The organism is Streptomyces sp. 184 (assembly GCF_045781775.1).
In the GTDB taxonomy this organism is placed as follows: domain Bacteria; phylum Actinomycetota; class Actinomycetes; order Streptomycetales; family Streptomycetaceae; genus Streptomyces.
Map to the genome: position 1 here is coordinate 2,683,635 of NZ_CP123230.1, position 20,843 is coordinate 2,704,477.

A 20,843-nucleotide genomic window follows, 5' to 3' on the forward strand; every position below is an offset into this window, starting at 1 on the left:
CGGTGCCCCGCCGGTACCGTGCGGACGATGAGCGACGCCGCCCTCTTCCCGCCCGACCTGCCCGTCCTCACCGAGATGCGCGTGCACGCCTCCGGACGCGCCTGGCTGGCGGAGCTGCCCGCCCTGGTGGAGAAGCTCCGCGCCCGGTGGTCGCTGCGCCTCGGCGCCCCGTTCAAGGGCGGTAGCTGCTCCTGGGTGGCGCCGGCCCGGCTGCCCGACGGCACGCACGCCGTGTTCAAGGTCACCTGGCCGCACCGCGAGGCGGCGGGGGAGGCCGAGGGGCTGCGCCTCTGGGACGGCCAGGGCGCCGTACGGCTGATCGACCACGACCCCGCGCACCACGCGCTGCTGCTGGAGCGCTGCGAGCCGGGCACCGAACTCGGCGCGGCCGGGGAAGCGGGCGCGGAGCACCGGCTTCGGCTCGGCGCCGAGGTGCTGCGCGAGCTGTGGAGCGCCCCGGTGCCGCGGGACAGCTCTCTGGAGCGGGTCGCGGACGTGTGCGCCGAGTGGGCCGACCTCGTCGAGGAGCGGATGGAGCGGCTGCGCCCCGGCTACGACGCGGGGCTCGTCGCCCGCGGCGCCCGGCTGCTGCGCGAACTGCCGGGCGGGGCCGCCCGCGAGGCCGTCGTCCACGGCGACTTCAACCCCGGCAACGTACTCGCCGCTCACCGCCGTCCCTGGCTGGCCATCGACGCCAAGCCGATGACGGGCGACCCGGGCTACGACCCCTTCCCGCTGCTGGAGCAGATCGACGACCCGTTCGCCGCCGCGGATCCGCACCGCACGGTCGCGAACCGTCTCGCGCTCCTCGCCGGCGAACTGGGCGAGGACGCCGGCCGGCTGGCGGCGTGGGGGGTGGCGCGGCTGGTGGAGGAGGCGCTGTGGCGCGCGGAGCACGGTCGCGTCGCGTACGGCACCCGGGTGCTGGGGAAGGCGCGGCTGCTGGCGGACCTGGCGGGACTGTAGGGGAAGGGCTCCCTACGCCTCGAAGTCCCCCGACTTGACGCCGTCGACGAACGATTCCCAGGCGTCGGCGGTGAAGACCAGGGTGGCGCCGTGCGGGTCCTTGCTGTCGCGCACCGGGACCAGAGTGGCGTGGAAGCCGTCCGCCACCTCAAGGCAGGCGGTCGCCGCGGAGTCGCTGTAACTGGCCTTGCGCCACCGGGCATCACTCAGGTCGAACCGGTCATTCCATGCGGTCATGCCCCCAGTCTTTCGTCCGTGACCGGAGTGGGGCAAGGGATCGTCACTTGGACAAACCGGCACCCCGCCGCGGGCGGGATGACCGCGGCGGAGCGCTGGGAGGCGGGGGCGCCGGGGAGGCTTGCCGTCCCCCCTCAGAGATCCGCCCACCTGCCCCGCGCGCAGTCAGGCGGGACAGGCGGGGCAGGTGGGCGGCGAGTGGACGGATGCGCCCGGTCCGGGCGTGCCGGCGTACGAACCGGTGCATCCGTCCGGCTTCAGGTGCCGTGCGGCCGGTGCGGCCCGCGCGGCTCAGACACCGGCGATGGACTGGATCCAGGAGCGGTACCGCGTGACGTTCGTGTACGCGGTGGTGGTCTGCCGGTCGCTGGTGGACGCGACGCCGACCTGGACGCCGTTCGCCATCATCGGACCGCCGGAGTCGCCGCCGGCCGTGATGCCGTCGCCGCGCCGGGCGCAGATGGCGTTGCCGCCGTAGGCGTCGCTACAGCCGCCGGTGACGGTGACGTTGGCGACCTTCAGGTAGCGGGACTGGCAGTTGATCTCGGAGCCGCACTGCGAGGTGGCGCCCCAGCCGTAGACCTGTACGTTCTGGCCGACCGTCACCGAACCGGGCTGGCCGAGCGTGGCGTACGTGGTGGAGACGGACCGGTCGATGCGCACGAGCGCCAGGTCGGAGGAGTGGGTGTAGGTCTGCACACCGTTGGCCATGGTGCCGCCGCTGGTCTGGTCGAGGCTGCCGATGCGGAAGGACAGCCCACCGCCGGTGACGCAGTGCTTGGCGGTGAGGATCCAGGTGGGCGCGATGATCGACGCGCTGCACGTCTGGCGGCCGTTGGAGAACAGCCGCGCGGCCCAGGGGCCGCTCTGGGCGTAGCCGCCACCGATGATCTTCGTGGACGGCGGCCCTTCGGGCGTACGGGCCTGTGCCGCCGCGGAGGAGTCGGTGGCACCGCGGGCGGACGTGTGGTCCGCGGCAACCGCCGTGCCGCCGAAGGTGAGGGCGGCCAGCAGTGCGGCGATGAGCGTGGGGATCGATCTGGTTATTCGCAAGGTTCCTCGTTTCCGAAGGCACGCGGGTTCGGGTGGGCCCGCGCGTGGAGGGCCATGGAAGTACCAGGCGTCAGGATTCCGGAAACCGGGAGTTCGCGGTAATCACAACTTCCCATAACGCGCAGCGATGGAAGCCGGCGGCGGGGCGCGCGGCGGCGCCCGGGGCCCACGGGAAAACGCCGCGCGGCGCGCGGACGCCGCGTGCTTGGCTGGTGCGCATGACCACGCTGCTCCTCGACCGCGTCCTCGTCGTCGACGTCGAAGCCACCTGCTGGGAGGGCCCGCCGCCGGCCGGGATGAGCCCGGAGATCATCGAGATCGGGCTCTGCGAGCTGGACGTGCCCACGGGCGAACGGATCTCGCGGCGCTCGGTGCTGGTGCGGCCGGAGCGCTCCGAGGTGGGCGACTTCTGCACCCGGCTGACCACCCTCACCCCCGAACAGGCCGCCGCCGGGCAGCGGGGCGTAGGCGGCCGGCGGGGTCGTCCGCGGGCCGTCCGAGGGGGACTTGAGGGTCGTCCGCGGGCCGCCCGGGGCCGCTTTGCGGCGCGTTCGACGCCCGTTCGCGGTCCACCCGGGTGACAACCGCGGAACGGGGCGCGGCAGTTGGGTTACCCCTGGCTCGATCAGGATGCGCCCCGGTGGTCGTGGCAGTACGCTGCCGTGATCGTGGAGCAGGGCGCGGAAGGCGGTACAGGCGTGGGTGCGGGCGGTCTTGAGCTGCCCCCGGCAGGCGGTCCCGAAGACGGGGGCCGCGGGGGCGGCGGCTCGGCCGAGCCGCCGCCAGGCGCGCCACCGCCCGGGACGGTGTCGCTGGCCCGCCCGATGGAGATCGGCGCGGAGATCGGCTGGGGCGAGGACGACTGGGAGGAAGTACGCACCCGCGCGGCACGCGCGGGACGGGCGTACATCTGGCTGAACGTGGTCGAGCAGCGGCTGCGCTCCGTCGTCGCCTCGGTGCTGCGGCCCGTCTACGAGCCGGTGCACGGCGACGATTGGGTCGTCGCCGCCGCGGGGCCCGCGGGCCAGGAGTGGGTGCAGCGCGCCGTCGCGGTGCGGGAGGTCAGCCGGCGCAAGGGCTACCTGCTCGACCCCGCCGACGACAACGTCATCTCCTTCCTGACGCTGCCCCAGTTGCGCGAGCTGATGGTGCAGCACTGGCCGTGCTTCGAGCCGTACCTAGACGACCGGCGCGACCTGGAACTGGCGCTGGACGAGCTGGAGGTCGCCCGCAACGTCGTCTCCCGCAACCGCGCCCTGTCCGGCACCGTCCTGGCCCAGGCCGAGCGGGCCGCGGCCCGGCTGCTGCGCCTCCTCGGCGCCGACGACCAGCCGCCGTCCGCCGACCGGCTGCCGGTGGACGCGGTGGAGGACCTGGTCGGCGACCGGTACGCGGACGTCGTCGGCGTCCACCCCGACCGGGTCGGGCTCCAGCGCGCGCTGCCCGCCGAGGACCTCTTCGGCGGCGCCCGGCGGCTGGACGCGATCGGCATCGGGCTCAACCTGCTGGTGCAGAACTACTCCGGCCGCCGCCTCGGCCGGCTCGCGGAGGGCGGCTGCCGGATCCGGCTGCTGTTCCTCAACCCGGCGAGCAGCACGGTGCGCCGGCGCGAGCGCGAACTGGGCATGAAGCGGGGCGAGCTGGCGCGGGCGGTGGAGACGAACATCATCCACATGCGCCGGGTGCGCTCCCGGCTGCGCCCGCAGGGCGGCGGGGACCCGGCGGGGGCGTTCGACATCCGCGTCTTCGACGAGACGCCGCGGTTCACCGCGTACCTGATCAACGGCGACCGGCCGGACGGGCTCGGCGTGGTGCAGACGTACCTGCGCCGGGCCCGGGGGGCGGAGGCGCCGGCGCTGGTGCTGCGGGCGGCGCGGCGGGAGCTGGTGCACGGGGAGGGCGGCGGCGAGCCGGGGCTCTTCGAGGTGTACCGCGAGGAGTTCGAGAGCTTCTGGACGGACGCGCGCCCGGTCTCCTGACAGGCGCGCGCAGCCCTCTGCCACGCCCCCGGCACCCCTTCTCCGCGGCCTCGGTCGACGCGCGTTGACCGCTCCCCGGCATCCGGAATCTTCCGGTCCGGTATGTCAGTGGCGGGTGAGAGTGTGGAGTCACTGGCCACGGAGCAGGGAGGGCGCCCATGGGGTGGTACGGGGAGCTGCTGGTCGGCTTCGACCTGGAAACGACCGGGACGGACCCGGGGGAGGCGCGGATCGTCTCCGCCGCCGTCGTGGAGGCCGTTCGCGGCGTGCCGGCGCGCAGGCGGGAGTGGCTGGCCGACCCCGGCGTCCCGGTGCCGCCGGAGACGACCGCGATCCACGGGATCACCGACGAGCGGGCGACGGCCCACGGCCGGCCGGCCGCGGAGGTCGCGGACGAGGTGGCGGACGTGCTGGCGGCCCACTGGTCGCGCGGCGTGCCCGTCGTGGCGTACAACGCGACATTCGATCTGACGCTGCTGGCCGCGGAGTTGCGCCGCCACGGGCTCGCCTCGATGCGCGAGCGGCTGGGCGGCGGGAAGGAGGGCCCGGTGATCGATCCCTACGCGATGGACCGGACGGTGGACCCGTTCCGGGAGGGCAAGCGGACGCTGGAGGCGGTCTGTGTGGAGTACGGGGTGGTGCTCGGCCGCGCGCACGACGCCGCGGAGGACGCGCTGGCGGCGGTCCGGCTGGCGGTGGCGATAGCCGAGCGGTACGGGGAGGTGGCCGCCGCGGCCCCATGGGACCTGCACCGCGGCCAGGAGGACTGGCACGCGGAGCGGGCGGAGGGCTACCGCCAGTGGCTCGTCCGCCAGTCCCGCGGCCCGGCGCCGGCGGGGGAGCCCCCCGCGCCGGCGGCGGAGCCGGTGGCCGAGCGCGGCTTCGGCCCGGACGGCGCGGTGGCGTAGTCCGGGATCGGACGACTGCGCCGGTGGGGTGACGGGGGAGCCGCACCGGTTGCCGGGCGCGGCAGGGGAGTTGGCGCAAGGCGTCCGGCGCCGCCGGGCAGGGCCTCCGCCCGCCATGCGGGCGGAGGCCCTGCGGCGTTCCCGCCCGCGGTCCGGGGCCACGGCACGCGCCGCGGCCCCGGACCGCCGCCGGGCCCGCGGGGCGGCGAGGCGGGTCGCCCCGCCGCCGGCCCCGGGTGGGCCCGTCGCCGCGTCCGGCCGCGGGTTCAGCGCAGCGCTTGGTGCAGCGTCAACCACTGGGCGGGGGTGGCGAAGGCCACGACCGTGTCCCGGGGGAGCGCCGCCGTGTGGAAGGCCGCCGTCAGCCGGGCCCGCGGGTGGCCCGCGCGGCGCAGCGAGGCGAACAGCGTGCCGCCCGCGCCGCCGAAGCCCGCCTCGACCATCCGGCGGTACGCCGCCTCCTCGCCCCGCGGCAGCAGCGGGCGCGGGCGCCGCTCGATCCGCAGCACCGCCGAGTCCACCCGCGGCACCGGCCGGAAGCACTCCCGCGGCACCCGCCCGCACAGCCGCCACTCGTGCCACGGCCACGTGCGCACGGTCAGCAGGCTCCAACGGCCGTAGTCCCCGGTCCGTTTGCGGGCGTATTCGAGCTGGGTGACGAACGTCGCGGAGTCCAGCCGCGGCGCGCGCAGGCACCAGTCGACGATCTCGGCGGTCCGCGCGTACGGGACGTTGCCCACCACCGAAAACGGTTCCCGGGGCGGCCGGGCGGTGAGGAAGTCCTGCCCCACGACGCGGACATGGTCGTGGGCCGCGAGCCGGGCGCGGAGCCCGCCGAGGAGCCGGCGGTCGATCTCGTAGGCGATCAGCTCCCGGCAGTGCGGGGCCAGCGCCTCGGTCAGCGTCCCGGTGCCGGCGCCGACCTCGACGACGAGCCGGCCGTCCGGCGCCGCGACGCGCACCACGCGCCGGGCGACGGCGGGGCCGGCCAAAAAGTTCTGGGAGAGGGTCAGGGAGCGCGACCGCGAGTCGCGCCGGTTATCGTCGCCGCCGGCTCCCGCGGGGGAGCCGCGGCGGCGGTTGGTGCGGGCGTTGCCGCCCGTGGTCGTGCGGGCGTCGCCACGACGGTTCGTGTCGGAATCCGCGCGCGCGTGCGCGCGTCGGTGAGAGCGGGCCACAGCCGGCCGTCCTTCCGGAAAGAAGTGCGTTCCTTCACTGGCGGATGGCCCTGGCCGGGCAGCACGACGTCGGCCCTCGGCGGGGCACGCGGACGTGACGGGAAAAGCCCTGCGGGCGCGCTCAGGGCGCGCGGATCGCGAGGGCTGCGACGGGGTCGCTCAGCGGGAATGCCGTCCCGGGCTGCCGGTCAGGGCGCCGGGACCACGCGCGGGCGGTACGGCATGAGGGAGAAGAACGCACGCCGCAGACCTGCGTGGCCACCGGTGCACAGACGGGTCAGCCCGCCGATGCCCGCGAAGCAGCAGCCTGCCACCGTGTCTCCTTGCCTCGGATGCACTTCCGCGGCCACCTTAGCCGTCGGCCCACCGCCCGCGCACACCGGTTTTTCCGGCCCCGCCGCCCCTGCCCCGCCCCCGGCCCGTACGCTCGGTGTCGGGGCTGCTACGCTCCCGCTGGGCCGGACCCGGGAGCGAGATGACCACCGCTGCCTTTCCCACCCCGCTGCACCGCACGGTGCTGGAGGTGGTGCTGACCGAACTGCGCGCGGACCCCGACGTCCGCGGCGTTCTGCTGTCCGGATCCCTCGCCCGCGGCACCGCCCGCCCCGACTCCGATCTCGACGTGCTGGTGGTCACCGCCACCGACCCCGTGCGCCAGGCCCCCTGGCGGTCCCGGCGCCGCCCGCTGACCGTCGACCTCGTGCCGCGCACCGCCGCGCAGTGGCGCTCGTGCTTCGCCCCCGACCGCGTCGGCGACGAGTCCTGGGGCTACGCCTTCCTCGACGGCGTCGCCCTGCACGACCCCGACGGCGCCGTCGCCGGGCTCATGGCCGACGCCGCGACCATCCACGCCGGCTACCGCACCCCCGAGCCGATCAAGGCGCACTACGCCGGGTTCTGGGCGCACCTCGTACCCAAGATGCAGGCCGTGCGCCAGCGCGGCGACCCCGTGGAGACGGGGTGGGCGGCGGCCGTCATGACCAACGAGCTGATCCGCACCCTGTGCGCGGCCAACGACCTGCCCAACCCCTCGCTCGACGTCGGGGCGTGCCAGCGCCACCTGGACGATCTCGCCAGCCCCGCCGGCGCCGCCGACCTGATGCGCGCCGTGCTGCGCGCGGCCCCGCGGGACGCGCTGCGGCTGCAACTGGAGCTGGTCGGGGACGTCCTGCCGCTGCTCACCGCGCCGGGCGCCACGGGCCCGCCGCCGGGCGCGAAGGGCGGAGCATACCGGTAGCGGGGCCGCCGGGGCGGGACGTACGCGCTCCGGTTCCGCCACGCCGGGGCGGCACGGCAAGCTCCCCCCATGGCATACGCATCCCCCTGGCGCGTGCCCGCCTTCCGACGGCTGTACGCCGCCACCGCCGCCGATCAGATCGGCATCCAGGTCGGCCATCTGGCCCTTCCGCTGGTGGCGCTCGGTCTCGGTGCGAGCCCCGGTCAGATCGGCCTGCTGGCCGCGCTCGGCACCTCCGCCTACCTGCTGATCGGCCTGCCCTCCGGGGTGTGGGTCGACCGGCTCGGCTGTGTGCCGGTGCTGGTGACCGCCGCCCTGGCACGGGTCGTGCTGCTCACCGCCGTGCCGCTGGCCTGGTGGTTCGGCGCCCTCACCCTTCCGCACCTGTACGCGGCCGTGTGGCTGGCCGGCTGCGCGACGGTCTTCTTCGACGTCGCCTCGCACAGTTGCCTGCCCGCGGTGGTGGGGCGGGACGCGCTGGTGCGGGCGAATGCGGGCGTCGTCGGCCTGTACGCGGTCGGCAGCGTCGCCGGGCGCGGGATGGGCGGGCTGCTGGTGGAGGTGCTGACGGCGCCGGTCGCGGTCGCGGCGCAGGCCGTCAGCCACCTGGCGGCGGCCATATCGCTCACCGGCATCCGCGACGGCACCTCGCGCCGTACCCGCCCCGCGCCCGCGTCCCGCCGGCTGGCCGCCGAGATGCGCGACGGGCTGCGGCACGTGCTGCACAGCCGCGAGCTGCGCTCGCTGGCGCTGGCCGCCGCCTGCGCCAACCTCGGGGCGCAGACCGTCAACACGATGGTCCCGGTGCTCTTCATCCGCCAACTCGGGCTGCCGGCCTGGCTGCTGGGCGTCTACTGGGTCTTCTGCGGCACCGCCACCTTCGTCGGCGCCCGGCTCGCCCGGCCGCTCGCCGCCCGGTGGGGCTGCGGCTGGACGCTGGCGACCGCGGGGCTGTGCGTGGCGCCGGCGGCGCTGCTCGCACCGCTGCTGAGCCGGCCGCCGCTGCTGTGTGCGGCGGGGATCGCGGGGATGGCGCTGGTGTCGGTGAAGACCGGCGTCGACAACGTGCTGGGGCTGAGCCTGCGGCAGGGGCTGACGCCGGACGCGCTGCTGGGCCGGATGAACGCCACCTTCCGGTTCCTGCTGATGGGTTCCGTCGCGCTGGGCTCGGCGCTCTCCGGCGTGATCGGCGAGTTCGCGGGCGTACGGGCGGCGCTGTGGACGGGGGCGGTGATCCTCGTGCTGGCCGCGCTGCCGCTGTACTTCTCACCGGTACGCGCACGCCGCCACCTCCCGGGCGCCCCCGTCCCGGAGCCGGACCCGGTCGCCTGACGCGGCTGCCTGACCGGTCACCGGACCCGGCCGGCCCGCCGCCGCAGGGCGGGCGCCTTCCGTCCGCCGCACCCGCCCCCGGCCCGTACCCCGCGTCTCCCGCGTCCTCCGCCTCCTGCGGGTCCTACGCCTCCTGCTTCACCAACTCGCCGTCCCCCGCCGCGCACGCGGCGGCGGAGGGCGCCCCGGCATCCTCCGCGAACTGCGTCCGGTACAGCTCCTCGTACCGCCCGCCGGCCGCCAGCAGCTCCGTGTGCGTGCCCCGCTCCACGATCCGGCCCGCCTCCACCACCAGGATCTGGTCCGCGGCCCGCACCGTGGACAGCCGGTGCGCGATGACCACCGCCGTGCGCCCGGCCAGCGCCTCCGCCAGCGCCTCCTGCACCGCCGCCTCGGAGGTGGAGTCCAGGTGCGCGGTGGCCTCGTCCAGCACGACCACGCGCGGCTCCGCCAGCAGCAGCCGGGCGATCGTCAGCCGCTGCCGCTCGCCGCCCGACAGCCGGTAGCCCCGCTCGCCGACGACGGTGTCCAGGCCCTCCGGCAGCGCCGCCATCAGCTCGTCCAGCCGCGCCTTGCGCAGCGCGTCCCACAGGTCCGCGTCGCTCGCGTCCGGCCGCGCCAGCAGCAGGTTCTCGCGCACCGACTCGTGGAAGAGGTGCCCGTCCTGGGTGACCATGCCGAGCGTCGCCCGCACCGACGCGGCCGACAGGTCGCGGACGTCGACGCCGCCGAGGCGGACCGTGCCGCCGTCCGTGTCGTACAGCCGCGGGATGAGCTGCGCGATCGTCGACTTCCCCGCGCCCGAGGAGCCGACGAGGGCGACCATCCGGCCGGGGTCCGCGCGGAACGACACCCCGTGCAGCACCTGCGCGCCGGCCTTGGTGTCCAGCACGGCGACCTCCTCCAGCGAGGCCAGCGACACCTTGTCGGCGGCCGGGTAGCCGAAGTCCACGCCGTCGAACTCCACCGCCACCGGCCCCTCCGGCACCTCCCGCGCGTCCGGCCGCTCGGCGACCAGCGGCTTGAGGTCGAGCACCTCGAAGACCCGCTCGAAGCTGACGAGCGCGCTCATCACCTCCACCCGAGCCCCCGCCAGCGAGGTCAGCGGCGCGTACAGGCGGGTGATGAGCAGGGCCAGGGCGACGACGGCGCCGGCGTCGAGGCTGCCGCGCAGCGCGAAGTAGCCGCCGAGGCCGTAGACGAGCGCGAGGGCGAGCGCGGAGACGAGGGTGAGGGCGGTGATGAAGAGCGTCTGCACCATGGCCGTACGGATCCCGATGTCCCGTACGCGCGCCGCCCGCTGCCGGAACTCCGCCGACTCCCGGTCCGGCCGCCCGTACAGCTTGACCAGCGTGGCGCCGGCGGCCGAGAACCGCTCGGTCATCTGGGTGCCCATGGTGGCGTTGTGGTCGGCGGCCTCGCGCTGGAGCCGGGCGAGGCGGGCGCCCATGCGGCGGGCGGGCAGGACGAAGACGGGCAGCAGCACGAGCGCGAGGAGGGTGATCTGCCAGGACAGCCGCAGCATGACGGCGAGGGTGAGCAGCAGGGTCACCACGTTGCCGACGACGCCGGAGAGGGTGTTGCTGAACGCGCGCTGGGCGCCGAGGACGTCGTTGTTGAGCCGGCTGACGAGGGCGCCGGTGCGGGTGCGGGTGAAGAACGCGATCGGCATGCGCTGCACGTGGTCGTAGACGGCGGTGCGCAACTGGAGGATGAGCCCTTCGCCGATACGGGCCGACAGCCAGCGCGCCAGCAGCCCGAAGCCCGCCTCGGCGACGGCGATGCCGGCGATCAGCAGCGCCAGGGACACGACCCGGCCCCGGTCGGCGTCGGTGACGATCGCGTCCACGACCTGGCCGGCGAGCAGCGGCGTGGCCACGGCCAGCGCCGCGGTCACCACGCTGAGCAGCAGGAACCACCTCAGCAGCCGCCGGTGCGGCTGGGCGAACCGCCAGATCCGCCCCAGCCCGGCCCGCGACAGCGGGCGCCTGTCCCGCTGCGCGGTGACCGTACTGTGCAGCGACTGCCAGGCGGTGGCCTGCATGTCCATCGGGTTCTCCCGTCTCGTGGTGCGCGGCCGGGTGCGGCGGCCTGCACGTAAAGCTAGAACCTGAACCGTGGTTCAGTGCAACCGCGGGCCGTCCGTGCCCGCGGGTACAGTCGTGGGTGGTTCGTGGGGGGCCTCGACCGTGGAGGGGACGCGCATGCGAACGGGAGCCAAAGCCGTTTTATGCCTGGTGCTCGCCGGAATGGCCGCACTGGCCGTGTTCGGTGTCACCAACATCTATCAGGCGGTCGCCGGCGGGGGCGGCGACGACGTCGAGAAGGGGCCGCCCAGCGCGGCCGAAGTGCGTACGACCGCCCGTGACTTCCTCGCCGCCTGGGCCGACCGCCGCCCGGCCGACGCGGCCCGGCTGACGGACTTCGCCGCCGAGGCGCAGCCGGTCCTCGGCGCGTACTTCACGGACGCCAAGGTGCGGAAGCTCACGCTGGAGCCGGGCGCGGCACGGGGCGCGACGGTGCCGTTCTCCGTCACTGCGCGGGTCGTGGCCGGGGGGCACGCGAAGACCTGGACGTACGACTCGAAGCTGACGGTCGTACGCGGCCGGACCACCGGAAAGCCGCTGGTCGACTGGGAGCCGTCCGTCGTGCACCCGGAGCTGGCCGACAACCTGCGGCTGGTCACGCGGGAGGGCGAGACCCCGCAGGTGGTCGCCGTCGACGCGGACGGCAGGGTGCTGAGCGAGGAGAAGTACCCCTCGCTGCGCCCGGTGCTCGCGCAACTGCGCGAGCGGTACGCGGGCAAGCTGCGCGGCGAGCCCGGGATCGAGGTGCTGATCGAGCAGACCGACGGCTCCGGGAGCGTCAGGTCGCTGCTCGGCGTCTCGAAGGGCAGGCCCGCGAAGCTGCCGACGACGCTGGAGGCGGGGGTGCAGCGGGCGGCGGAGAAGGCGGTACGGGAGCACCGCAGGTCCTCCGTCGTGGCCGTCAGGCCCTCCACGGGCGAGATACTCGCGACCGCGAACGAGGCGGGCGGCGATTTCGACAACGCGCTCCAGGGCGCGACGGCGCCCGGTTCCACGTTCAAGATCATCACGGCGGCGGCGCTGCTGGCCGGGGGCGTCGAGCCGGAGACGCCGGTGAGCTGCCCCCGCACCTACGCCCACGACCAGGGCATGACCTTCCACAATGTGGAGGGCGGAGAGATCGAGGACGCCACGTTCGCGCAGGACTTCGCGCAGTCCTGCAACACCGCCTTCGTCTCCCTCGGCGACGAGCTGGCCGACGACGAACTGGCCGTCACCGCCCGCCGCTGGTTCGGCCTCGGCAAGGACGACTGGCAGACGGGCGTGGCGACCTTCGACGGCGCCGTGCCCGTCGGGGAGGGCGACGAGAAGTCCGCGGCGATCATCGGCCAGGGCCGGGTGCAGATGAACCCGCTGACCATGGCGTCCGTCGCCGCCACCGTCGCCTCGGGCGGCTTCCGCCAGCCGGTGCTGCTCCCGCGCTCGTTCGGCGACCGCGACATCGCCACCGCCGAGCCGCTGCCGGCGCCGGTGGCGGCCGACCTGCGGCAGATGATGGAGCTGACCGCGACCGACGGCACGGCCGCGGGCCTGGGACTCGGCGCCGGAGCGGGCGCGAAGACCGGGTCGGCGGAGGTCGACGGGCAGGAGCGGCCGGACAGTTGGTTCACGGCGTACCGCGGGGACCTGGCCGTGGCGGCGGTGGTGCCGGAGGGCGGCCACGGCAGCGAGGCTGCGGGGCCGCTGGTCGCCGCGGTGCTGGCGGCGGGCTGAGCCGGGGGCGCGTGGCCCGTACGGGCCGCACGGCGGCGCCGCGCGCCCTTTCCCGCCCTGCCCGCCCGCCGGACGCCCCGGACCTGCGCCCGGGTCAGCGGGCCGTCAGCAGATAGCGGGTGTGGCCGAAGCCGAGCTGGTCGCCCGGCCGGACCGGCGCCTCGCCCGTCAGCCGGCGGCCGTTGATGAACGTACCGTTCGTCGAACCCAGGTCCCGCAGCAGCCACACGCCGCTCGCGCAGCGCAGCTCCGCGTGCATCCGCGAGACCGTCTCCTCCATCAGCCGCAGCCCGTTGCGCGGATCCCGCCCTATCCGCAGCGGGAACGCGCCCGGCGCGGGGAGCATCAGCGGCGGCAGCCGCTCCGCCTGCCACGCCTGCTTCACCCGCACCCCGAGCGAGGACGCCTTGGCGACCGTGCCGAGGATCGCCCGCGTCAACCGCCCCTCGCGCGGCGGCAGATCGGCGGTCAGCGCCGCCAACTGCTCGTGCGAGTAAGCGGCGAAGGCCAGCTCCATCCGGGCCAGGAACGTGTCCTGCGACAGCCGCCCCTCCGCCGCGCCGTCGCGCAGCAACTCGATCGCCCTGTCCCGCTCTTCGTCGGAGACGCGCGGGGTCCCCGCCGGGTACACGGGGAATGCGGAAGACGTGGGGTGGTCGGAGCCGGACACCTTCGAATTGTCGGGCTGGGCGGCGGCGGGTGTCCAGTGCGCTTCCGTTCCCGTACGTACCCGTGACAAATGATCGGCGCACGGGTCCCACCCGTTAGGGTCGGCCCATGCGCACACCCCGCCGCGCCGCCCGCCTCGCGCTCCTCGACCCCGCCGGCGCGATCTTCATGTTCCGCTACGACGACGTGGAGGCCGGCATCCACTGGGCCACCCCCGGCGGCGGCCTCGACCCCGGCGAGAGCCCGCGCGCGGGCGCGGTGCGCGAGCTGCACGAGGAGACCGGCTGGACGGACGTCCGGGCCGGGGAACTGCTCTGCACCTGGGAGCACGACTTCACCCGGCAGGGCGTGCCGGTGCGCCAGCACGAGCACATCTACCTGGCCGCCGGGCCGCGCCGCGAGCCGACCGCCGAGGCGGTCGCCCGGCACCCGGAGGACCGGATCCTCGGCTGGCGCTGGTGGTCGCCGGCGGAGGTGGCGGACCCGTACGAGCCGCTGTGGCCGCCGCCGCTGGCCCGCCTGCTGGCCGCCCCGCGCGGCGGGCCCGTGGACCTCGGCTACCTGCCCGTCGCCCCGACGCACAGCCCGTAGCCCGCGCTCCGGCCCGTCCGGCTATCCGGCCCGCCCGGCGTCCCGCGTCGCGAGGAAGGAGCGGCCGGCCGCCGACGTCCCCTCCGGCGTGCCGGGCAGGATCCAGTACCCGGGCTCGTCCGGCGGCTCGCCCGCGCGGTACGTACCGACGAGCAGGTCGTCGTCCCCGTCCGTGTCGAGGTCGGCGAGGTGGAGCTGCCAGCCGAAGAGGTGGTCCGCGTTCCGGCGGCCCCCGCGCTTCGCCCCCACGTCCTGCGGCACGAAGACCCGTGCGCTGTCCGCGTCGACGCCGTCGGGCCCGCCCGGCGCGACCGTGACCTCGCCCTCCCCGCCGCTCGCGGCATGGGAGGTGACGACGTCGTCCGTCCCGTCGCCGTTCACGTCGCCGGCCGCGGACCGCAGCCCGATCTGCCAGCCCAGCTCGGCGCCCGCCCGGCCGGTGCCCGGGCCCGACGGGCCGCCGTAGACGACGAGGGCGCCGTCCCCCTCCTCCTGGCGGGCGACGATGTCGTCCGTCCCGTCGCCGTCGAAGTCGCCGGCCGCCAGCGGGGTGGCGCCGCCGTTACGCGCCGGGGCCTCGGCCGTGACGCCCGGCACCGGGCCGGCGAGCCGCAGCCCGGCGGGCGTGCCGCGGTAGAACGCGGCGTCGTGGACGGCGTCCGGCATGTCCATCTCGAAACGCAGGTCCTCCTCGTCGTAGGTGGCCCGGGTGACCAGGTCGTCGCGGCCGTCGCCGTCGAAGTCGCCGACGAGCACGTCGGTGACGGACGCCCAGCCGTCGAAGCCCACGTCCGTCTCCGTCTCGCCGCGCGGCTTCCCGCCGGTGCGGGCGAGCGGGCCGCGCAGGACGGTGGCGAGCTGGGCGCCGCGCTCGTCCTCGCCGCCGGCGGGGGCGAGGGTCAGCAGGTCGAGGGCGCCGTTGCCGTCGAAGTCGCCCACGGCGGCGGCCGGGTCGGCACCGCGGGGCAGGTCGGTGGCGGCCCCGGGCCCGTCCGGGCCGCCCCACAGGATGCGCTGCCGCTCGTCGAAGGTCATGTCCGGGGTGGTGAACCCGTGGGCGAGGACGTCCGCGTAGCCGTCGTCGTCGAGGTCGCCGGTGAGCTGGACCGAGTGGTCGTCGGCGACGGGTTCCGGCAGGGACGACAGCGGGCCGTGCGGCGGGAGGCACCCGGAGAGCGGGAAGGCGGCCGACGGGTCCGGGCCGCCGTCGGCGGCGCGGAGCACGAAGCGGTTGTTGCGCCACCTCCCGCCGGGGCTCTCCGGGCCCCCGTACCAGCCGTTGACCACCGCGTCGGCGTGCCCGTCGCCGTCCACGTCCGCCCGGCCGGCCGGGCCGTCCGCTGCCCGGCCGGGGGTTTTCCCGGACCCGCCGCCCCGCTCGGACGGGAGCGTGCAGGCGGCCGACGAACGGTCCTCGCGGCCCCGCTCTCCGTCTCCGTCTTCGCCGCCGCCGCCGCTCCCGCAGCCGGCGGCGAGCAGCGCGGTCGGGAGCAGGACGGCCGCGAGCAGCCGCCTCGACGCGGCGAGGACGCCGCTTGGGTGTGCGCACATGTCGGACGAGTCTGCGCCGCGCGGTGCACGGGCGCGTCACGTTCCGGTCAGGGTCGCATTCCGGCCCGTACGCCGCGCCCGCGCCCATACGCCCCGCTCAGTGCTGGACGGCCAGCCGGATGCCCAGCGCCACCAGCACCGTGCCGGAGACCTGTTCCAGCCGCCTGCGCACCCCCGCCCGCGACAGCACACCCTTCAGCCGGCCCACGAACCACACGTACACGGCGTACCAGCCGACCTCGTACTCCGCCCACAGCGCCGCGAACGCCACCGTCGTCGCCAACTGCGGCGCCGACGCCGGCACGAACTGCGGCAGGAACGACATCGCGAAGACTCCCACCTTCGGGTTGGCCAGGTTCAGCAGGAGCCCCGCGCGGTACGCGCGCCACGACGTGACCTCCGCCCCCGCCTGGTCCGCGAACTCCGCCGCCGCCCCCCGCCGCGCCGCGCGCAGCGCCTGTACCCCGAACCAGACCAGCACCGCCGCGCCGACCCAGCGCATCACGTCGTACGCCACCTGCGAGGCCGCCAGCAGCGCCGTGAGGCCGAACGCGGCGATCGCGCCCCACAGGAAGACGCCCGTCTCGTTGCCGAGGACGGTCATGATCCCGGCCCGGCGGCTGTGCATCGAGTTGCGGATGATCAGGACCGTGCTGGGGCCGGGCGTGGCGGCGACCAGCGTGCAGGCCCCGAGGAAGGCGAGGAGAGTCGCGAGCATGCGCCATCCTGGACCGGGCGCAAGCGGAGGCGCCATCGAATTAACGAGACCATTCCGGCCTGGACAGCGCGCCGCGCGACACAGCAGGCTATTGCGCGTGAACTCCCCGGTAACGACCGTCATGATGCCCGTCGTCCTCGCCGTGATCATGTACGGCCTCGGTCTGGGCCTGACGCTCGCCGACTTCCGGCGGGTCAAGCACCACCCCCGGGCCGTCGCCGCGGCGCTGGTCTGCCAGGTGCTGCTGCTGCCCGCCGCCTGCTTCGGGCTGGTGCTGGCCTTCGACCTGGCGCCCGCGTACGCGGTGGGGATGATGCTGCTGGCCGCGTCGCCCGGCGGGGCCATCGCCAACTACTACAGCCGGCTCTTCGGCGGGGACGTGGCCCTCAACATCACGCTCACCGCGATCAACTCCGGGCTCGCGCTGTTCTCCCTGCCGCTGATCGTCAACTTCTCGCTGGAGTACTTCGACGTCGGCAGCGACTCCCTCGGCCTGAACTACGACAAGATCCTTCAGGTGTTCGCGATCGTGCTGGTCCCCGTCGGGCTCGGCATGCTGACGCGGGCCCGCGCCCCGAAGGTCAGGGAGCGCATCGACCGGCCGGTCCGGGTCGCGTCCCTCTTCGGCCTCTTCCTGGTGATCGTCGGCGTGGCCTGGGCCGAACGGGACCGGATCGCCGACTCCTTCGTGGACCTCGGCCCGATCACGTTCCTGTTCACGCTGCTCTCGCTGGCCGTCGGCTACGGCGCCACCCGGCTGGTCCGCGCGGCGCACCCGCAGGCCGTGGCGTGCTGCTTCGAGATCGGCATGCACAACGTCGGCCTCGCCATGACCATCGCGGTCAGCCCCACGCTGCTGGACAGCACCGAGATGGCCATGCCCGGCGCGGTGTACGCCGTCCTCAGCTACGTCGCCGCCACCGCCGCGGGCTACGGGCTGCGGGCGATCAGCCCGGAGCGCGGCGTACGTCGTCCGGCGTCAGTGCGGCCACCGAGCGGTGACCCGACAGCCCGAGGGTGAGGTCGAGGTCGGCGAGCAGGCTGCGCAGCACGTGCGTGACGCCCGCCTCGCCGCCGTGCGCGAGACCGTAGGCGTACGGCCTGCCGTACAGCACCGCCTTCGCGCCCAGCGCCAGCGCCTTGAGCACGTCGGCCCCGGTCCGTACGCCCGAGTCGAAGAGCACCTCGACGCGGTCGCCGACCGCCTCGGCCACCTCCGGCAGCACGTCCAGCGCGGCGACCGCGCCGTCGACCTGCCGGCCGCCGTGGTTGGAGACGACGACGCCGTCCATGCCCGCGGCGGCGGCCCGGCGGGCGTCGTCGGGGTGCTGGACGCCCTTGAGCAGGATCGGCCCGTCCCAGTGCTGCCGCAGGAACGGCAGCCGGTCCCACGTCCGGTCCGTGCCGGTGAACATCGGCACCCAGCGCAGCACCGCCGCCCCCAGGTCCTCCTCCGGCGGCTTCGCGAGCCCCGCGCGGAACGCGGGGTCGGAGAAGGCGACGGCGGTGCCGACGCCGCGGATGAACGGCAGGTACGCGGCGTCCAGGTCGCGCGGGCGCCACGCCAGCGTCCAGGTGTCGAGGGTGACGACGAGGGCGGTGAAGCCCGCGGCGCGGGCGCGCGCCAGGATGCTGGCGCACACCTCGTCGTCGTTCGGCCAGTAGAGCTGGTACCAGCGCGGGCCCGCGCCGCTCGCCTCCGCGACCTCCTCGATGGAGTACGAGGAGGCCGTGGACATCACCATCGGGATCCCGAGGGCGGCGGCGGCGCGGGCCGTGGCGAGTTCGCCGTCGGGGTGCACGATCGACTGCACCCCGACGGGCGCCAGCAGCACGGGCGCGGGGAGCGCGGAGCCCAGCACCGTGGTGGCCGGGCTCCGCTCGGTGGCGCCGGTCAGCATGCGCGGGACGAGGCGGACCCGGTCGAAAGCCTCCCGGTTGGCCCGGGCGGTGGCGCCCGAGCCGGCCGCGCCCGCGACGTACCAGAACGGACCGTCCGCCAGCCGCTCGCGCGCGGACTGCTCCAGCGCGGTGAGGTCGGTGGTGAACGGCGGCAGCTCGTCCGCCAGCCCGTTCAGATAGATCTCGTTCTGGTAGTTGCCGAACGGCAGGTTCATCGGCGGCTCCCTTCGACCAACGGAGAGTCTGCGGGAACCGGCGGCGGAACGCTACCCATCGGTACCGGCTGCGGCTCGTCCTTCTCCAGATCGGGCAGCCAGCGCAGCGCCTTCGGGAAGTACCAGTTGCGCTCGCCGAGCAGCGCCATCACCGCGGGCAGCAGCACGCCGCGGATGATCGTCGCGTCGATCAGCACCGCCGTCGCCAGGCCCACGCCCATCTGCTTCATGGACTGCATCGACAGCGTCCCGAAGATCGAGAACACGGCGACCATGATGACGGCCGCGCTGGTCACCACGCCCGCGGTGGTGATCACCCCGTGCGAGATGGCGTCCGCGGTGCCGCGGCCCTGCGCCCGCGCCTCCTTGACCCGGGAGACCACGAACACGTGGTAGTCCATGCTCAGCCCGAAGAGGATGACGAAGAGGAACAGCGGCAGCCACGCGACGATCGCCCCGACGCCCTCGGCGCCGACCAGGCCCGCGCCCCAGCCGTGCTGGAAGACCATCGTCAGCACGCCGTACGCGGCGCCCACCGACAGCAGGTTGAGCAGGATCGAGGTGATCGCGATCGTCAGCGACCGGAAGGCCATCAGCATCAGCAGGAAGGCGAAGGCCACCACGAAGATGAACACCGGCACCACGGCGCCGACGAGCTGGTCGTTGAAGTCCTTGCTCCCCGCGACCTGGCCGCCGACGGGCGCCTCGACGCCGTCCACCGCCTCCAGCGTCACCGGCCGGATCTCGTCGCGCAGCAGGTTGAGGCTCTTCTCCGCCTTGTCCTGGTCGGAGCCGCCGACGAGCGGCACCTCGATGATGGCGACGTTCTTCTCGTCGTAGACCTGGATGTCGATCGGGCCCTTGGACGCGCCCGTGTCCAGCGCCTGTTCCTCGAAGTCCACGATGGCCTTGCGGACCTCGGGCGCGTTGATGTCGTCGGCCCTGACGACCACCTCGGCGGGGTCGGAGCCGCCGGGGAACGCCTCGTTGACCCGGTCGTAGGTCTGCACGATCGGCAGCGAGTCGCCGAACTCCTGGTCCAGCGTGAGGTTCGCGGTGTTCATGCCCAGGGCAGGCAGGGCGATCGCCGCGAGCGCGCCCGTGGCCACCACCACCGCCGCCTTCGGCCGGCGCAGCACCCGCGTCAGCACGGCCCGCCACACCCGGCTCTCGCCGCCGGCGTTGGTCCGGCCGCGCTTGAGCCGCGCCAGGAACGGCACCCGGCCCTTCTCGACCCGCTCGCCGAGCAGCGACAGCATCGCCGGCAGCACGGTGACCGAGCCGACCATGGCGACCGCGACCACCATCAGCGACGCCACGCCCATCGCCTCGAAGTCGGCGAGGCCGGTGAAGAGCATGCCGCACATCGCGACGATGACCGTGATGCCGGAGACCAGCACCGCGCGCCCGGAGGTGGCGGCGGCGATCTCCAGCGCGGTACGCGCATCCCGCCCCTTGGCCCGCTCCTCGCGTTCGCGGCGCAGGTAGAACAGGCAGTAGTCGACGCCGACGGCCAGCCCCACCAGCAGCATCACCGAGTCGGCGACGTCGCTCATCGGCTGCACGTGGCTGACCACGCCCATCAGGCCCATCGTGGCCACGATCGCGGTCATCGCCAGCACCACCGGAAGCAGCGCGGCCACGAACGCGCCGAAGACGATCAGCAGGATGCCGAACGCGATCGGCACCGCCGAGTACTCCGCCTTCTTGAAGTCCTCGCCGAACGCGTCGTCGAAGGTCTTCTCCATGCTGGCGCCGCCGATCTCCTCGATCAGCAGGCCCTGCGACCCGTGCTTCTCCTGGACCTTCGCGACCGCGTCGGTCACCGGCTCCACCCGGTCCCCCGCGGTCTCCGGGTCGCCCTTCATCCGGAACTGGACCAGCGCGGAGCGCCCGTCCTCGGAGATCGTGTCGCTGTCGTACGGCGAGACGACGTCCGTGACCTCGCCGGTGCCCTCGACGGCCCGTACGACGTCGTCGACGGCCGTACGGAACTCGCCGGCCGACGCCTTCAGCGCGCCCTCGGGCGACTGGACGAGCACGCTCTCCCCGACCGGCTCGTCCACGCCCGCGTCCTCAAGGATCTTCGCGGACCGCCCGGTCTCGCCCGGGACCTCCTCGCTGTCGCTGACCTCCGCCCGCCCTGCCGCGGAGCCGGCGACCGTCGCCAGCACCACGAACAACACCCAGATGCCCACCGCTGCCCAGCGGTGGGTGACGCTCCATCCGCCGACGGCCGCGGCGACGCCCTGACGCCGCCTCGTATGCCTCGGCGCCCTCGGTGCCCCCATCGTGCTTCTCCCTCGTGCGCGGCGGCGGCACACTGCCCCCACCTGCCGATACGACGCTAGAGAAGAGCGGGTGCGGTCCCCATCGTGCTGGCTGGTGAACCCGGAGGTGCTCAGCTCCACCGAAAGAAGGGGGGATAACCCCACCCCGGAGGAGTCATGTCCCTTACACGCAAACGCCGGGGTCCGTTCCGGGCCCTGTCCTGCGGCCCGGAACGG

At 74.7% G+C, this 20,843-nt stretch carries 18 protein-coding genes; 9 read left to right on the top strand and 9 right to left on the bottom strand.

From position 1 onward, the window contains the following. Nucleotides 1-27: 27 nt before the first annotated feature. A complete protein-coding gene (locus tag QBL21_RS11440; RefSeq protein ID WP_407562030.1) occupies nt 28-966 on the top strand; it encodes an aminoglycoside phosphotransferase family protein in 939 nt (312 codons plus the stop codon). 12 nt (nt 967-978) lie between these two features. Here QBL21_RS11440 and QBL21_RS11445 read toward each other — a convergent pair whose 3' ends face one another. Both QBL21_RS11445 and QBL21_RS11450 read right to left on the bottom strand, forming a co-directional pair. After that, nucleotides 979-1,203: a DUF397 domain-containing protein gene (locus tag QBL21_RS11445; protein ID WP_407562031.1), complete on the bottom strand. Its 225-nt coding sequence runs from the start codon at nt 1,201-1,203 to the stop codon at nt 979-981. Between the two features lie 291 nt (nt 1,204-1,494). Further along, nucleotides 1,495-2,256 carry a S1 family peptidase gene (locus QBL21_RS11450; RefSeq protein ID WP_407562032.1) on the bottom strand — a complete coding sequence of 254 codons (762 nt, stop codon included), beginning with the start codon at nt 2,254-2,256 and terminating at the stop codon, nt 1,495-1,497. Nucleotides 2,257-2,474: 218 nt separating this feature from the next. On the opposite strand from QBL21_RS11450, the gene QBL21_RS11455 reads away from it, so the two are divergent. The 3 genes from QBL21_RS11455 to QBL21_RS11465 all read left to right on the top strand — a co-directional run bounded on the left by QBL21_RS11455 (nt 2,475) and on the right by QBL21_RS11465 (nt 5,143). Further along, nucleotides 2,475-2,837 carry an exonuclease domain-containing protein gene (locus QBL21_RS11455; RefSeq protein WP_407562033.1) on the top strand — a complete coding sequence of 121 codons (363 nt, stop codon included), beginning with the start codon at nt 2,475-2,477 and terminating at the stop codon, nt 2,835-2,837. A 117-nt stretch (nt 2,838-2,954) separates the two neighbouring features. Further along, nucleotides 2,955-4,235 (top strand): SAV2148 family HEPN domain-containing protein, encoded by a 1,281-nt coding sequence (locus QBL21_RS11460; protein ID WP_407566387.1) that lies wholly within the window; start codon nt 2,955-2,957, stop codon nt 4,233-4,235. Nucleotides 4,236-4,393: 158 nt separating this feature from the next. Beyond that, nucleotides 4,394-5,143, top strand: coding sequence for an exonuclease domain-containing protein (locus QBL21_RS11465; RefSeq protein WP_407562034.1), 750 nt, complete (start codon nt 4,394-4,396; stop codon nt 5,141-5,143). 266 nt (nt 5,144-5,409) lie between these two features. On the opposite strand, the gene erm is transcribed toward QBL21_RS11465, so the two are convergent. Next, nucleotides 5,410-6,156 (bottom strand): ErmE/ErmH/ErmO/ErmR family 23S rRNA (adenine(2058)-N(6))-methyltransferase, encoded by a 747-nt coding sequence (erm, locus tag QBL21_RS11470; RefSeq protein ID WP_407566388.1) that lies wholly within the window; start codon nt 6,154-6,156, stop codon nt 5,410-5,412. A gap of 640 nt (nt 6,157-6,796) precedes the next feature. Between erm and QBL21_RS11475 the strand changes: the two genes are divergently transcribed. Then, complete coding sequence (locus QBL21_RS11475) at nt 6,797-7,558, top strand: nucleotidyltransferase family protein (protein ID WP_407562035.1); 762 nt, start codon at nt 6,797-6,799, stop codon at nt 7,556-7,558. Between the two features lie 69 nt (nt 7,559-7,627). Continuing rightward, complete coding sequence (locus QBL21_RS11480; RefSeq protein ID WP_407562036.1) at nt 7,628-8,890, top strand: MFS transporter; 1,263 nt, start codon at nt 7,628-7,630, stop codon at nt 8,888-8,890. A gap of 124 nt (nt 8,891-9,014) precedes the next feature. Here QBL21_RS11480 and QBL21_RS11485 read toward each other — a convergent pair whose 3' ends face one another. Next, a complete protein-coding gene (locus tag QBL21_RS11485; RefSeq protein ID WP_407562037.1) occupies nt 9,015-10,940 on the bottom strand; it encodes an ABC transporter ATP-binding protein in 1,926 nt (641 codons plus the stop codon). A 154-nt stretch (nt 10,941-11,094) separates the two neighbouring features. Between QBL21_RS11485 and QBL21_RS11490 the strand changes: the two genes are divergently transcribed. After that, nucleotides 11,095-12,690: a penicillin-binding transpeptidase domain-containing protein gene (locus QBL21_RS11490; protein WP_407562038.1), complete on the top strand. Its 1,596-nt coding sequence runs from the start codon at nt 11,095-11,097 to the stop codon at nt 12,688-12,690. A gap of 94 nt (nt 12,691-12,784) precedes the next feature. Here the strand turns inward: QBL21_RS11490 and QBL21_RS11495 are convergent, their stop codons facing one another. Beyond that, a complete protein-coding gene (locus QBL21_RS11495; RefSeq protein ID WP_407566389.1) occupies nt 12,785-13,321 on the bottom strand; it encodes an FHA domain-containing protein in 537 nt (178 codons plus the stop codon). 146 nt (nt 13,322-13,467) lie between these two features. Between QBL21_RS11495 and QBL21_RS11500 the strand changes: the two genes are divergently transcribed. Beyond that, nucleotides 13,468-13,950 carry an NUDIX hydrolase gene (locus QBL21_RS11500; protein WP_407562039.1) on the top strand — a complete coding sequence of 161 codons (483 nt, stop codon included), beginning with the start codon at nt 13,468-13,470 and terminating at the stop codon, nt 13,948-13,950. A gap of 21 nt (nt 13,951-13,971) precedes the next feature. Here QBL21_RS11500 and QBL21_RS11505 read toward each other — a convergent pair whose 3' ends face one another. Both QBL21_RS11505 and QBL21_RS11510 read right to left on the bottom strand, forming a co-directional pair. Beyond that, on the bottom strand, nt 13,972-15,501 hold the full coding sequence (locus tag QBL21_RS11505) for an FG-GAP repeat domain-containing protein (protein WP_407562040.1): 1,530 nt from the start codon (nt 15,499-15,501) through the stop codon (nt 13,972-13,974). Nucleotides 15,502-15,598: 97 nt separating this feature from the next. Continuing rightward, nucleotides 15,599-16,219: a LysE family translocator gene (locus tag QBL21_RS11510; RefSeq protein WP_407562041.1), complete on the bottom strand. Its 621-nt coding sequence runs from the start codon at nt 16,217-16,219 to the stop codon at nt 15,599-15,601. 97 nt (nt 16,220-16,316) lie between these two features. Here QBL21_RS11510 and QBL21_RS11515 point away from each other — a divergent pair, with 97 nt between their 5' ends. Continuing rightward, nucleotides 16,317-17,240: a bile acid:sodium symporter family protein gene (locus QBL21_RS11515; protein WP_407562042.1), complete on the top strand. Its 924-nt coding sequence runs from the start codon at nt 16,317-16,319 to the stop codon at nt 17,238-17,240. Here the strand turns inward: QBL21_RS11515 and QBL21_RS11520 are convergent. Beyond that, nucleotides 17,167-18,336: an alpha-hydroxy-acid oxidizing protein gene (locus tag QBL21_RS11520; RefSeq protein WP_407562043.1), complete on the bottom strand. Its 1,170-nt coding sequence runs from the start codon at nt 18,334-18,336 to the stop codon at nt 17,167-17,169. The genes QBL21_RS11515 and QBL21_RS11520 overlap by 74 nt on opposite strands. Next, entirely contained in the window at nt 18,333-20,627 is a 2,295-nt protein-coding gene (locus tag QBL21_RS11525; protein ID WP_407562044.1) for an MMPL family transporter, read from the bottom strand. Before QBL21_RS11525 ends, QBL21_RS11520 begins: the two co-directional genes overlap by 4 nt. Nucleotides 20,628-20,843 lie beyond the last annotated feature (216 nt).

Coding starts and splice junctions, on each gene's coding strand:
- QBL21_RS11440 (WP_407562030.1), top strand. CDS start 28: ATGAGCGACGCCGCCCTCTTCCCGCCCGACCTGCCCGTCCTCACCGAG.
- QBL21_RS11475 (WP_407562035.1), top strand. CDS start 6,797: ATGACCACCGCTGCCTTTCCCACCCCGCTGCACCGCACGGTGCTGGAG.
- QBL21_RS11490 (WP_407562038.1), top strand. CDS start 11,095: ATGCGAACGGGAGCCAAAGCCGTTTTATGCCTGGTGCTCGCCGGAATG.
- QBL21_RS11455 (WP_407562033.1), top strand. CDS start 2,475: ATGACCACGCTGCTCCTCGACCGCGTCCTCGTCGTCGACGTCGAAGCC.
- QBL21_RS11445 (WP_407562031.1), bottom strand. CDS start 1,203: ATGACCGCATGGAATGACCGGTTCGACCTGAGTGATGCCCGGTGGCGC.
- QBL21_RS11480 (WP_407562036.1), top strand. CDS start 7,628: ATGGCATACGCATCCCCCTGGCGCGTGCCCGCCTTCCGACGGCTGTAC.
- QBL21_RS11525 (WP_407562044.1), bottom strand. CDS start 20,627: ATGGGGGCACCGAGGGCGCCGAGGCATACGAGGCGGCGTCAGGGCGTC.
- QBL21_RS11520 (WP_407562043.1), bottom strand. CDS start 18,336: ATGAACCTGCCGTTCGGCAACTACCAGAACGAGATCTATCTGAACGGG.
- QBL21_RS11465 (WP_407562034.1), top strand. CDS start 4,394: ATGGGGTGGTACGGGGAGCTGCTGGTCGGCTTCGACCTGGAAACGACC.
- QBL21_RS11485 (WP_407562037.1), bottom strand. CDS start 10,940: ATGGACATGCAGGCCACCGCCTGGCAGTCGCTGCACAGTACGGTCACC.
- QBL21_RS11500 (WP_407562039.1), top strand. CDS start 13,468: ATGCGCACACCCCGCCGCGCCGCCCGCCTCGCGCTCCTCGACCCCGCC.
- QBL21_RS11510 (WP_407562041.1), bottom strand. CDS start 16,219: ATGCTCGCGACTCTCCTCGCCTTCCTCGGGGCCTGCACGCTGGTCGCC.
- QBL21_RS11505 (WP_407562040.1), bottom strand. CDS start 15,501: ATGTGCGCACACCCAAGCGGCGTCCTCGCCGCGTCGAGGCGGCTGCTC.